Origin of the sequence: Acinetobacter sp. YH12096 (assembly GCF_013419215.1) — a bacterium.
Taxonomy (GTDB): domain Bacteria; phylum Pseudomonadota; class Gammaproteobacteria; order Pseudomonadales; family Moraxellaceae; genus Acinetobacter; species Acinetobacter amyesii.
The window spans coordinates 27,785-39,926 of the sequence record NZ_VPAM01000025.1; the positions used below are offsets into that span (position 1 = coordinate 27,785).

At 41.5% G+C, this 12,142-nt stretch carries 12 protein-coding genes; 4 read left to right on the forward strand and 8 right to left on the reverse strand.

Annotated elements, in window-relative coordinates:
* Positions 1-69: 69 nt before the first annotated feature.
* Genes FTU36_RS11465 through FTU36_RS11475 form a run of 3 tightly spaced genes read right to left on the reverse strand, consistent with a single transcriptional unit; the run spans position 70 to position 2,987 of the window.
* Positions 70-1,524 (reverse strand): NAD(P)(+) transhydrogenase (Re/Si-specific) subunit beta, encoded by a 1,455-nt coding sequence (locus FTU36_RS11465; RefSeq protein ID WP_180010925.1) that lies wholly within the window; start codon positions 1,522-1,524, stop codon positions 70-72.
* Between the two features lie 3 nt (positions 1,525-1,527).
* The gene (locus tag FTU36_RS11470; protein WP_078191287.1) at positions 1,528-1,848 is read right to left on the reverse strand and encodes a proton-translocating transhydrogenase family protein; all 321 of its coding nucleotides are present in this window, start codon (positions 1,846-1,848) and stop codon (positions 1,528-1,530) included.
* Between the two features lie 11 nt (positions 1,849-1,859).
* A complete protein-coding gene (locus FTU36_RS11475; RefSeq protein WP_078191288.1) occupies positions 1,860-2,987 on the reverse strand; it encodes a Re/Si-specific NAD(P)(+) transhydrogenase subunit alpha in 1,128 nt (375 codons plus the stop codon).
* A 942-nt stretch (positions 2,988-3,929) separates the two neighbouring features.
* On the opposite strand from FTU36_RS11475, the gene FTU36_RS11480 reads away from it, so the two are divergent.
* Positions 3,930-4,844: a DMT family transporter gene (locus tag FTU36_RS11480; protein WP_180117959.1), complete on the forward strand. Its 915-nt coding sequence runs from the start codon at positions 3,930-3,932 to the stop codon at positions 4,842-4,844.
* Between the two features lie 131 nt (positions 4,845-4,975).
* Here FTU36_RS11480 and soxR read toward each other — a convergent pair whose 3' ends face one another.
* A complete protein-coding gene (gene soxR / locus FTU36_RS11485; RefSeq protein ID WP_168378720.1) occupies positions 4,976-5,491 on the reverse strand; it encodes a redox-sensitive transcriptional activator SoxR in 516 nt (171 codons plus the stop codon).
* 104 nt (positions 5,492-5,595) lie between these two features.
* On the opposite strand from soxR, the gene FTU36_RS11490 reads away from it, so the two are divergent.
* Both FTU36_RS11490 and FTU36_RS11495 read left to right on the forward strand, forming a co-directional pair.
* Positions 5,596-6,009, forward strand: coding sequence for a Rid family hydrolase (locus FTU36_RS11490; RefSeq protein ID WP_257224842.1), 414 nt, complete (start codon positions 5,596-5,598; stop codon positions 6,007-6,009).
* Position 6,010: 1 nt separating this feature from the next.
* Positions 6,011-7,207 carry an MFS transporter gene (locus FTU36_RS11495; RefSeq protein WP_180117961.1) on the forward strand — a complete coding sequence of 399 codons (1,197 nt, stop codon included), beginning with the start codon at positions 6,011-6,013 and terminating at the stop codon, positions 7,205-7,207.
* Positions 7,208-7,262: 55 nt separating this feature from the next.
* Here the strand turns inward: FTU36_RS11495 and FTU36_RS11500 are convergent, their stop codons facing one another.
* From FTU36_RS11500 to FTU36_RS11510, 3 genes are all read right to left on the reverse strand, one after another.
* Positions 7,263-7,907 (reverse strand): HEPN domain-containing protein, encoded by a 645-nt coding sequence (locus FTU36_RS11500; RefSeq protein ID WP_180022580.1) that lies wholly within the window; start codon positions 7,905-7,907, stop codon positions 7,263-7,265.
* Between the two features lie 97 nt (positions 7,908-8,004).
* Complete coding sequence (locus FTU36_RS11505; RefSeq protein ID WP_180117963.1) at positions 8,005-8,376, reverse strand: hypothetical protein; 372 nt, start codon at positions 8,374-8,376, stop codon at positions 8,005-8,007.
* A 227-nt stretch (positions 8,377-8,603) separates the two neighbouring features.
* Positions 8,604-10,019: a methylenetetrahydrofolate reductase C-terminal domain-containing protein gene (locus FTU36_RS11510; RefSeq protein ID WP_180117965.1), complete on the reverse strand. Its 1,416-nt coding sequence runs from the start codon at positions 10,017-10,019 to the stop codon at positions 8,604-8,606.
* 284 nt (positions 10,020-10,303) lie between these two features.
* Here FTU36_RS11510 and dusA point away from each other — a divergent pair, with 284 nt between their 5' ends.
* Positions 10,304-11,335: a tRNA dihydrouridine(20/20a) synthase DusA gene (gene dusA / locus FTU36_RS11515; RefSeq protein ID WP_180022582.1), complete on the forward strand. Its 1,032-nt coding sequence runs from the start codon at positions 10,304-10,306 to the stop codon at positions 11,333-11,335.
* 119 nt (positions 11,336-11,454) lie between these two features.
* On the opposite strand, the gene FTU36_RS11520 is transcribed toward dusA, so the two are convergent.
* Entirely contained in the window at positions 11,455-11,973 is a 519-nt protein-coding gene (locus tag FTU36_RS11520) for an Asp-tRNA(Asn)/Glu-tRNA(Gln) amidotransferase subunit GatC (RefSeq protein ID WP_180022583.1), read from the reverse strand.
* Positions 11,974-12,142 lie beyond the last annotated feature (169 nt).

Consider the following 12,142-nt stretch of genomic DNA (forward strand, 5'->3'; position numbering starts at 1 on the left):
AAACCACCCGAAGGTGGTTTAAATCTTCCTCAATCCCGCTTTATCACAGCGGGACTTTGGCAATATGGATTAATGACCACCGCCATTAATGGCTTTTGTCATATCTTCCACAACTTTCTTCGCATCACCGAAGATCATCATCGTTTTATCGTTATAGAACAAGTCATTGTCTAGACCTGCGTAGCCTGTAGCCATAGAGCGTTTGATCACCATAATGGTACGTGCTTTATGCGCTTCAAGGATTGGCATACCGTAAATTGGAGAACTTGGATCGTCTTTTGCCGCTGGGTTCACAACGTCATTCGCACCAATCACGAGTACTACATCTGTTGCAGGGAAGTCAGAGTTGATCTCGTCCATTTCAAGAATGTCTTCATATGCAACGTCAGCTTCAGCTAAAAGTACGTTCATGTGGCCCGGCATACGACCTGCCACAGGGTGAATCGCAAAACGAACTTTTACACCTTGCTCTTTTAAGATTTCACACAATTCTTTCACGGCATTTTGTGCACGACCTTGCGCCATACCATAACCCGGTACGATCACAACGCTATCCGCATTTGACATCAAGAAGCCAGCATCGTCTGCAGAACCTGAACGGTGATTACGCTGTGCTTTTTCACCATTATCCGCCGCCGCTACTGCTGTACCACCCATTGCACCACCAAACAAGACGTTGATGATTGAACGGTTCATGGCTTTACACATGATGTAAGACAGAATCGCACCCGATGAACCAACCAGTGAACCTGCAACAATCAGCATGTTGTTTTCAAGCGTGAAACCAATCCCTGCTGCAGCCCAACCTGAGAACGAGTTCAGTAGCGATACCACCACTGGCATATCACCACCGCCTACTGGCGCAATCCATACCCAACCAAATGCAAGTGCAAGAACAGTCATTGCCCAGAAAGCATTCATGTTGCCTGTAGTGAAGAAGTAGATACCACACGCCAACATCGCAAGGAAAATTAAGGCTTGAACAGGTTTTACCCATCCACCTGAAATGGTTTTTGCCCATTTCTTCGCAGCCAATTTACCGTAAGCAAATACCGATGCTGTGAAGGTAATCGCACCAACGAAACAGCCTACAAACAATTCAAATAAATGAACTTTGCTCATATGAGCATGTTCTACACCCGCAGCTGTTAATACCGCTTCATTTCCTGCGAATGCCGCAGTCAATTGGTTGTTATGTAGAATTGCAGCGATCGCAATCAGTACCGCAGCCAAACCGACCAATGAGTGCATCAGTGCCACAGTTTCAGGCATTTGCGTCATCGGAACTGTTTTTGCACGTGCAATACCTACGACTGCACCCAACACCATTGCACCCACAATCATCCAAATCACGGGATGATCTGCAACAAAGAATGTAGTAATTACAGCAATTGCCATTGCGATCATGCCGTAACGGTTACCCTGAATCGCAGTTTTCGGACCAGACAAACCACGCAACGTTAAGATAAAAAGAACGGCACCAATCAGGTAGAACCAATCCGCATATTCTTTAATGAATTCCATGGATTAACCCTCTTTTTTCTTTTGCTTAGGTTTGAACATTTCAAGCATACGTGCAGTCACCGCAAAGCCACCAAAAATATTGATACTTGCAAGGAAAACGGCAATCGCACCTAAAATACTTACCACGTTAATGCTTTGGAACTGTACGCTTGCATCCACAATACCTGGGATACCAACGGTTTGAATCATCGCACCAACGATAATGATCGATGACAAAGCATTGGTTACAGCCATTAATGGTGTGTGTAGTGCAGGTGTTACCCCCCAAACCACGTAGTAACCAACAAAGATTGCCAAGACAAAAATAGTAATCGTTTCAACCATGATGATTCTCCTTAACCACGTTTCAGCAGCACTTGGCCGCCATGAGTGACAAGTAGTGCTTTTTGAATTTCTTCTTCAGGGTTAATCGCGAAGTTCTTTTCGCTATCAAACATGGTTTCAATGAAATTCAAAACGTTACGTGCGTAAAGTGCCGACGCTTCAGTCGAAACTGTTGAAGGAATATTTGGAATACCAAGAATTTTCACGCCATTGGCAGTCACGACATTTTCGCCGCAGACAGAACCTTCAACGTTACCGCCAGTTTCAACCGCCATATCTAGAATGATTGAGCCCGGTTTCATTTTGGCAACAGTTTCTGCTTTGATTAAACGTGGTGCGTCACGACCCGGCAATAATGCAGTCGTAATCACGATGTCAGCATTCGATACGGCTTTATCAACAATAATCGCTTGGTCACGAATGTAGTCTTCACCCGGCATCCAGCCATAACCATTTTTCGCAGCATCAGCTGCTTTTTGTTGCTCTTCTGGTGACATTGGTACGTCTAACCATTTACCACCCAAAGATTCAACTTGGTCACGTGCTGTAGGACGTAAGTCAGTTGCTTCAACTACGGCACCTAAACGTTTCGCTGTTGCAATGGCTTGTAAGCCTGCAACACCTACGCCCATGATCACAACACGTGCAGGTTTTACTGTACCTGCTGCTGTCATCAACATTGGGAACATCCGTTGATATTCTGCCGCAGCCAAAAGCACAGATTTATAACCTGAAAGGTTGGCTTGAGATGAAAGTACGTCCATGTTTTGCGCACGAGATAAGGTCCGTGGCAAAAGTTCCAATGCAAATGCAGACACGTTTTGTGACGCAAATTGGTCAAGTTCGGTGTTGCGGTAAGGGTCAAACATCCCCACAACGGTGGTACCCGCTGTGAGTTTTTGAATTTCGTCACCTTTAGGTGCACGAACTTTCAAAATCATTTGACTACCGGTATAGGCATCATCCGTAATTTTGGCACCAACTTGTTCATAGGCGCTATCGATGTAAGCAGCGTTTACCCCTGCTCCACGTTCAATAACGACGCTATGACCAGCGCTGATCAACTTCTTTACTGTTTCAGGCGTCGCAGCGACGCGATTTTCACCGACAACAGTTTCGGCTGGAATTCCGATCTGCATGAGCGTTCCTCAAGCTAATTTTTCTTAAGTAAACATCGCAATCCGCGATGTCTCCCCTCAGGATGTGTTTTTGTACAATTTTTGGATTCTAATTGAACTTTTTTAAAATACTACCCAATATTTATTTAATAAATGCCCATATTTTGAACTCATGATTCATGAAAAGAATGATGCGATATTTCATTTATTCAGTTTTATTTGTCGATTTATTACTCATTTTTATTCTACTTATAACTTTTTAATATTACTTAAGACTCAAAACATAAATAATTTAGTCGGTTTTAGCGCGTATTGTTTCAGCGCGTTGATCATTGTGACATTTTCATTCGACAACTAATGATTCGAACTTGTCGTTACAAATCGACTTAAGTCAGGTAAAGCCAGTCGTTCATTCAAACTGCATCAGCTCGTTGACTCATTTGACAGTTTTGACGTGCTGACTGGTATTGAAAACTGACTTTTTTCTACCACAGTCTAGTCAAATCGGTCAGCTTGAATATTCGATGAATTTTTGCGCACGTTTCGGGTTTATCGAAGTCTTGCCCTCCCCACCTGATGCTTCGCCTTAAGTCTTAGAATTGACTTTTTTAGCTAAAAAAATAATTTTTTGAATATTTAGCATCATGATATCGCTACTGACTTTCTATCCCTAAAAAACACTATTGCACCATTTGTGTGCAATTTTCACCTTAAATGTTTCAGCCTGATATATTTGATCTGCCGAGTCATGTTGAGATTTAAAAAATTTAAAAACAAATTGGTCATTTCTTCCGCTGTTTTTCATGTTTGATCTAGCAATGCCTTATGCATAAAGGAATAAGTACTATTCTTTTTTTGCATTTTTACTCGCACGATGCATTTTTTATAATCAAAATGACAGTTCGAATTCATTAGATCTGTGCTGTCGAATTTATTCAGTCGTCATGAGGCACACCTTAACTTATGTCAAGAAACCTTAGTCCGCACTTCATCGGTGCAATTTTTGCGCTGATTGCTGCCTTCTTGTTTAGTACCAAAGCGATTTTTATTAAGCAAACCTATGCACTTTCTCCTCTTGTCGATGCCACAGTCCTCATGGCTTTACGCATGATGAGTGCATTGCCGTTTTTCTTAATCATTGCATGGCTAAGTCGACGTTCCTATCAAACGATTCAACGAAAAGATTGGGTACTTTTGCTCATTTCCGGTTTAATCGGCTATTACTTTTCAAGCTGGCTCGACTTCCGTGGCTTGATGTATATCAGTGCTTCGCTTGAACGGATTATTCTTTTTCTATATCCCACATTAACCGTACTGGCTTCCGCTGTTTTATTCAAAAAGCCCCTGAGTTTTAAAACTATTCTTGCCCTGATTTTAAGTTATGGCGGGACAGTTTTAGTGATGCTACAAGAACAAAGTGCCACACCACATGATCAGTATTTTTGGCTCGGATGTAGTTTGGTTTTTGCCAGTGCCGTGTTATTTGCGATTTATTTATTACTCACGCCAGGCCTCATGCAAAAGTTTGGTTCTTTACACTTTACCGGTCTAGCCCTGAGCATTGCCTGCGTTGGGACGATTATTCATTTTCTATTTGCAACACCGCAGCCCATTGCCTTGCTTCAACAACTTCCGAGTCAAGTCTGGCTATATGGTTTAGCGCTCGGAATATTAGTAACCGTGCTTCCAACCATTTTGATGATGCAAAGTATCATCCGACTGGGAGCTGCACAATCGGCCATGATTGCCTCTATCGGGCCCATTTTAACGATTTTACTGGCCGTCGCGTTATTGAATGAACATTTAAACCTATGGCAATGGGTCGGTTGCGGTCTGAATATGCTGGGTGTCTTGATGATCACGCTATCTAAAAAATAAATTGGCCAGCTAATTTATTTAAATCACCCAACCTTGAATATATTTAACAATACTAGTGACTGCAAATCAATTTAAGCATCCATACTTAGAGAGCTGCTGTTAGGTTTTTTTTAGCTTTGATTATTTTTAATCTAAATATCATCCTCAATGCAGTCTGACGTAATATTTTTTAAGCTCATTAGCATCTGCTGAAAATGCGCCCCAGCAGAATCATGTCCCAACTGGTCATTTGGATTGCGTAGTGGACATTGCTTAAGTGAAAGACAACCACAGCCGATACATTGATCCAACTGTAGGCGAAGCTGCAATAAATGCATAATCTGCTGATCCAGCTGCTGTTGCCAGCACTGCGACATCTTTTGCCAATCAGCTTTAGATGCTGCCTTATGCTTTGGCAATACCTCAAAAGCAGCATGCACATGCTGTAAGCTGATGCCCACTTGCTGCGCTATTTTAATAATCGCCACACGGCGGAGCATCAAGCGCGGATAGCGACGCTGATTGCCTGAACTCCGTGTACTCCAAATCAAGTCTTTATCTTCATAAAAGCGTAGTGCACTGACATTCACACCACTTCTAGCAGCTAACTCCCCAATATTCAGCCAAGGTTTTCCACTTTCTACTTCCTGTATTTGATCATCCTGCATTTTATTCTTGACCTCAAGTTAACTTGAACTTTGATACTAGCAAAATTCTCATCCCATGAAGTAAAAATATGCCAATCAATTACACTCACCCTCCAGCATCGCTCATGCAATTTTTAAACCCAAAGACGCTTTATAATCCTCAGCCATATGGGTATAGTCACGTGGCAGTCATTCAGCAGCCATGTAAAATAGTGCATATTTCTGGTCAAGGCGGAGAAAATATACACGGCCAATTATCGATGCTTTTTGAATTGCAGCTGCAGCAAGCCTTTTTTAACCTTCAGCTTGCATTGCAAGCAGCACAAGCTCAGCTTCATGAAATTGCCGCACTGAGAATTTTAATCACTGATTACAATCCACAAAAACATCAACAGCTAATTCAATGTATGCAGCAGTATTGGGAAAATCAGGTATATCCTGCATGCACTTTAATTCCAGTTCCTTGTCTAGCCTTAGCTGATATGCAAATTGAAATTGAAGCAACAGCATATTGCTATGAAAGCAATGGAAAGAATTAATATGAAGTCACCTATTGATATCAGCCAAAATAAAGTACTACTCATTCTCATGGCAATAGCCTGCGGTCTGTGTGCAGGGGCAAACTATTATTGCCAGCCTTTAATCAATTCGATTCAGCAATCTTTTCATGTGCCTCAATCTCAGGTCGCACTTACAGTCACCTTTGCGCAAATTTCTTATGCTTTGGGTCTACTGTTTATTGTGCCGATTGGCGATATTGTGAATAAAGCCAAATTTATTCCATTACTCATGCTTGGTGCGACTGTCGGTTTAGCCCTCTGTGCTTTTTCGACCAATCTATACATGCTTTGGGCAGGAACCATTATCACGGGGCTATTTTCAGTGGCTGCTCAGGTTCTTATCCCTTTGGTCACGGTTGCGATTCGACCTGAAAAAATTGGGGCAGTTGTTGGCTTTTTAATGAGTGGGTTATTGGTCGGCATTCTGTTATCAACCAGTCTCTCTGGCTTATTGTCCTATCTGTTTCATTGGAAATCGATTTATATCCTCAGTGCTCTCTTGATGTTGGTGTTAGCCGTCTTACTCAAAAAGCGTTTGCCTGTGGTCAGCATCACACGGATGCCCTACAGCCAAGTTTTCCAATCCATGGGCGCATTACTCAAACATGAGCCACGATTAATTTTCCGTTCTCTGATTGGGGGCTGTGTCTTTGCCGCGATGAGTATGCTGTTTTCCACCATCGCCATGTTACTGACTGAGCCACCTTTTCATTTGGCAGATGTTTGGGTCGGTATTGTAACGTTAGTTGGTGTGTTTGGTGCCCTATCAACACAATGGATTGGGCGTTGGGCGGATTTGGGTTTCAACCGAAAATTAACCTGGCTCGGTTGTAGCATCTTAGCCCTCAGTTGGGGACTGCTGTATATGGGTGGAAGCTCCCTCGCCTTTTATATTTTGGGCTATGGTCTAATCAACCTCGGTTTGGCAATGGTGCATAGCTGTAATCAAAATATTATTTTCCAACTCAACCCGATTGCACGATCTCGAATTAATTCAATTTACATGACTTTTTATTTTGTCGGTGGTGCATGTGGCTCAGCTTTGGGCGTATTTGCATGGCATCATGGCGGCTGGACCACCACCTGCATGACAGGGATTGCCTTAGTCATTGTTGCTGGATTTTTTGTCTTGATCGATCAACTCTATACTGCGCGTCAACTAAAATATCCACAATGAAATGTATGGATCATTACTCTAAAGCCACATTACTGTGGCTTTAGTTTTTTTAAAATTAACTAACCTGCACTACGGGATAAAAGGGTTTGCCTAAATCCAAGGTTTCTGCATTTTCCAAAAGAATCACCATAAATACTGGTAAGAGTGCCAACAGTATTGTGCAGCCATCTTGAAGTTGTTTCCGATTGACCGAACTTTTATAGGTCGCGCCGCCATGAACCATTTGATTGCGTAGCGTATACATGCGATTGAACAGCACCATTAAAATATCAACGGAATCTTTTTCTTTAAGCGCGTGCAGTACTTTTTGTTTTTCATGCGCCAAGCCCTCTTTGCATGCGTCATGGCTAATTTTTTGATTTTGATAATCCCAAAATCCCTGATAAACATAGGGATTATCCAAAAACAACCGTATCGGCTGACTAAAACGTTCCCATAAAATATTGTAGATTTTATGCTCTGCATCCTTTTGGCAGATCACATATAAAAACTGCCTTAAGCTTTGCTTGTCCTGCGCAATCTGTAAGTCTTGCGCATATATTGCGTTGAAGGACACCCACAAACTTATAAATTGCAAATCGAGATCATCTTGAAGATCAATTGACTTTTTCAGCCAACTTAAACCTCGATGAATGCGTAAATTAAATTGGTCGGTATGTTCCGACTTTTTACTTTTAAATATTTCTTCAAGTAGCATCATGCCTGCTAAATTCCAATGGATAATTCGTTTATTTTTCTACCATTTGAACTTAGCGCAATTGTTTACCGGCATGCAATCAAAATATCTCTGTATTCAACTATTTGGTCTCATCTTGTGTGAGATAGGTATAACGTTCTAAAAGACCATTTTCATCAAAAATCAATTCATAAGACATTTTCTTTCCATTAAAAACGGATTCGGCAGGTGTTCCGAAAAGCTCCCATAAACCCACAGTCGCCACATCTGCCGCACCATGCCAAAACGCACGCCCCACTTTACTGGCAGTCGAATAACCTTGAGTAAAAGTATAAATTTCATGGCGTTTGCCATTTTTATATTCAGAGGTGATCGGTGCGCCAAATTCAGCAATCACCAAGTTACGAGACAGCCCTTGTTGAATCATTTCGGTATTTTTCTTGCTTGGCTGCTTGCTTACCATGACAACTGAACAGCCTGTTGTGCCTGACAATGTGAAAACTAAAGCTAATCCTAAGCAGGTTTTTTTTCATCATGTGGTATTCCCCCAAATTCTTCAAATTTCTATTTTTAATTTTTGATTTTCATCTGCTGTTGATCTTAATTGTTTCTTTCATCTTTTTCATTTTTTTATACGACTATTCGTCTGATTTTAGAATGATTAGCGCTTGAAAGAGTCACCTTTATGAAGGTTTTAGACTGAATAATACTTTCAGTAAATTATTGTTCTGCTTGTGGCGTTGTCGGTGGAACAAACCAGTTTTTCCAAGAACTACTGTGCCGAGTTTCAATTGCAACGGTAGGGATGAGCTCTTGCTTCAGCATTTTTTCTTGACCGACGGCTTTCGCCAACCGCGCTTTGACCGAGTGTATACACTCACGGTCTTCAAACTCACAGCGGTCAAGGTTGGAGCCACCACAGGGTCCATTGGCTAATCCTTTGGGACAAGTTTCAGGACAAATATATAAGGTTTCACCTAAACGACATTGTCCGCAATTTTCACAGCCCACGATGCCATGTTTACTGATAAATTCTGTTTTCAGCAAGGCCGCATCAACTTTCGGTTTTTGCCATAATTTGGCCGCAAAAATATAAGATCCCGCTCCTTTGGCCAGTTTTGAACTAAAAAATAACTCATGCATGATATGCATACTTTTATATTTCAAAACTTGTTCAACTGGAGCCTTATGGTTATTTGCGCCCGTTGGTTGGAAGTTCACCTCAACACTAGAACGCCAAAGCATTTTCCATTTTGCTAAACACTGTTCAAACGTTAATGTGGCAAATTGCAAAATTGCTTTTTGCAACTTCTCTTGTTCTTCCGCTTTATGACAGGCCGATAAATGAACCCCTGCATAGCCCAATTGCTGACACATTAAAATTTGTAAGGCACAGCGAGCATAGACATTTTGTTCAGCTTGTATGGCATCAGTTTGCTGTTCTTGTTGCAAAAAATTTAATACATCTGCTGAAAGCACGATGCCTGCGACTTTTTGCTTGGCCATATAGCGGGCACGGGCAAATGTCAGCGGCATGACACAAGCCAATACAGGCACACGTGGATAATATTGCTGCATATAGCGTTGGTAACTGCTCAACACATCCATGTCAAAGCCCAACTGTGTAATCACATAGTCAGCGCCAGCTTGAATTTTTTTATTCAGTTTAAAATACTGCGCATCCTTTTCTGCTTCTGCATATTTAAAAGGATTAAACGCCACCCCTAAATAAAACCCGTCAAAGTCTTTGGCTGCCATGACTTGATTGACCGACTCTAAATAACGACTCCGTAAACTCGGATCATTTGCCCCATCCTGATGCTGCTTGAGTTTATCACCACTGAGCAAAAGTAAATTCTCTACCCCGTGCTGCTGAGCATCTTTCAGAAAAGTTTGAAAATCTGAGATATCTCGACCTTTCCCCGAATAATGCAGAATTTTTTCAATGTTTTGAGGGTAGTCTTGCATTGCTTCTAAAGGAGCAATATCCGTGTCACTTTGTACTCGGTCAGCCAATGTCATGCACACAGGAAAGCCTGCAAATGTCGTTGGGACCAGATGCGTTTTTTGCGTCGTTAGATATTCAAACGAGATACAAAACTGGCGTTGCAATAGATATTGGGAAAATAAAGACATAAAGGCAGGCAGTTAAATCTGCTGAGAAACCATACAATAAAGTTTATAAAATTATAGATTAATCATATAAAAATTTAAATTACTTAAGCCACACTTCCGACTTTTTCTAGCCTGACCTTGAATATGTCACGCTAGCAAGACCATGCCCCAAACCACAATTTATGCTAATATTGCGCGCGTCTTGAAATGCGGTTTTTTTCATCGTATTTCAGACAGCTTTTGGTATTTCTTCACCATTTTCCATTTCGTTCTTCCATCTTGTTCTTTTAAGGCGTGTTTTTTTAATGACTGATCTCCAACCCATTGAAAATAAACTTCAACCACGAATTAGTGTTGCGCCGATGATGGATTGGACGACTCGTGACTATCGTTTCTTTGCACGCTTGTTTAACCCTAATGTGATTCTCTACACCGAGATGGTCACCACAGGTGCGATATTATTTGGCGGTGCGAATCGTCATTTGGACTATAACAACGAAGAACACCCGATTGTGTTACAGCTTGGTGGTTCAAATCCCAAAGATTTAGCGACCTGTACCAAGATGGCACAGGACTGGGGCTATGATGAAGTAAACCTCAATGTCGGCTGTCCGAGTGACCGCGTTCAGAACAATAAAATTGGCGCATGCTTGATGGCAGAGCCTGATTTGGTTGCAGAATGTATTACTGAAATGCGAAATGCTGTTGATATTCCAGTGACCGTGAAACACCGCATCGGGATTGATGACATGCAGTCTTATGAAGAAATGCTGCATTTTGTTGATACGGTTGCAAAGACTGGCTGTGACAATTTTATCGTGCATGCGCGTATTGCCCTGCTGCAAGGGTTGTCGCCAAAAGAAAACCGTGATGTGCCACCTTTACGTTATGAAGATGTTTATCGTCTGAAACAAGAACGTCCAAATTTATTGATCGAAATTAATGGCGGGGTGAAAACCTTTGCTGAAACGCAGCAACATTTACAACATGTTGATGGCGTGATGATTGGCCGTGAGGCTTATCACAACCCGTATTTATTGGCTGAGATCGGTCAGCTTTGGGATCTCGAATTACCCAACCGTTTCGATATTATCGATCAGATGCTACCGTATATTGCTAAACGCATGGAAGAAGGTGCGCCGCTTTCTATCATTACCCGTCATATTTTAGGTTTATTCCAAAATCTACCAGGTGCTCGAAAATGGCGTCAGGCTTTAAGTGGTGGCAATGCCAAAACCTTTGCAGATGTGGAAAATGCCATCCAAAATATTAAAGATGCAATGCAACGTACAGAAGACTATTTACGTGATCATCCTAAAGTCGTTTTAGAAGATTAATCCTATAAAAGTAAAAGCCCGCTATTTTGCGGGCTTTTTTATTTTCACGCCTCACAAAATACGTGTTTGGCAACATCGTCACAACTCAGCAAAATCATCAAAGCAATCACAATCATCGCTCAATGACTATTGATCGTAATGTTCCCTTTGGGAAAAGGCTCATCATCATCGGTCCATTGATAATCGGATGGATCTTCTTCCTCACGTAAACCCACATAGCTCTCAGGCGCCGATGTAACAGGTTCAACCTCCTCGGTTGGTTGTTCCAATTCCTCAACCAAATGATTCAACTCTTGATCTAACTGCGCCTGATACTTTGCAATTTCAGCTTCGTCAATGAAGGCAAATTGTTCTTCATCTATTTTCCATGCATAGCCTTGCAGGTCTTTGTAGATCTCGACCAAAACAGTATAAGGCTGACCATCGTATTGCAGCGTCGCCTGAGCCTTAAAACTTAATCCCTTACGTTCTAATACTTTTATATTTTGAATCCGTAAATGGTACTGCCGATAATCTGGATTCTGATCAAACTCGTGCTGCATCTGCTGCTCAATCTGCCGAGATAATTCATCTGTCGAGACAAAATAGCTACAACCAGCCAAACTCAACAGTAAAAAAATGGTGAGCCATCGAAACATATTGCATCCCCCATGATGCATTTATTCTTGATGAAAAAGTCAGACCGATCACAGATTGCGATCCAAACATTCCTCATTGTTTGCTTCATAATAGCCAATAAAACACACAGTACAAGCCAAATTATCAAGATTTCTCAATTTTATATTTAATTTTGATATCAATCACTTA

Bases quoted from the DNA above. Each gene is read 5' to 3' on its own strand.
- dusA (WP_180022582.1), top strand. From the start codon at position 10,304: ATGACTGATCTCCAACCCATTGAAAATAAACTTCAACCACGAATTAGT.
- FTU36_RS11510 (WP_180117965.1), bottom strand. From the start codon at position 10,019: ATGTCTTTATTTTCCCAATATCTATTGCAACGCCAGTTTTGTATCTCG.
- FTU36_RS11495 (WP_180117961.1), top strand. From the start codon at position 6,011: ATGAAGTCACCTATTGATATCAGCCAAAATAAAGTACTACTCATTCTC.
- soxR (WP_168378720.1), bottom strand. From the start codon at position 5,491: ATGCAGGATGATCAAATACAGGAAGTAGAAAGTGGAAAACCTTGGCTG.
- FTU36_RS11480 (WP_180117959.1), top strand. From the start codon at position 3,930: ATGTCAAGAAACCTTAGTCCGCACTTCATCGGTGCAATTTTTGCGCTG.
- FTU36_RS11470 (WP_078191287.1), bottom strand. From the start codon at position 1,848: ATGGTTGAAACGATTACTATTTTTGTCTTGGCAATCTTTGTTGGTTAC.
- FTU36_RS11500 (WP_180022580.1), bottom strand. From the start codon at position 7,907: ATGATGCTACTTGAAGAAATATTTAAAAGTAAAAAGTCGGAACATACC.
- FTU36_RS11465 (WP_180010925.1), bottom strand. From the start codon at position 1,524: ATGGAATTCATTAAAGAATATGCGGATTGGTTCTACCTGATTGGTGCC.
- FTU36_RS11520 (WP_180022583.1), bottom strand. From the start codon at position 11,973: ATGTTTCGATGGCTCACCATTTTTTTACTGTTGAGTTTGGCTGGTTGT.
- FTU36_RS11475 (WP_078191288.1), bottom strand. From the start codon at position 2,987: ATGCAGATCGGAATTCCAGCCGAAACTGTTGTCGGTGAAAATCGCGTC.
- FTU36_RS11490 (WP_257224842.1), top strand. From the start codon at position 5,596: ATGCAATTTTTAAACCCAAAGACGCTTTATAATCCTCAGCCATATGGG.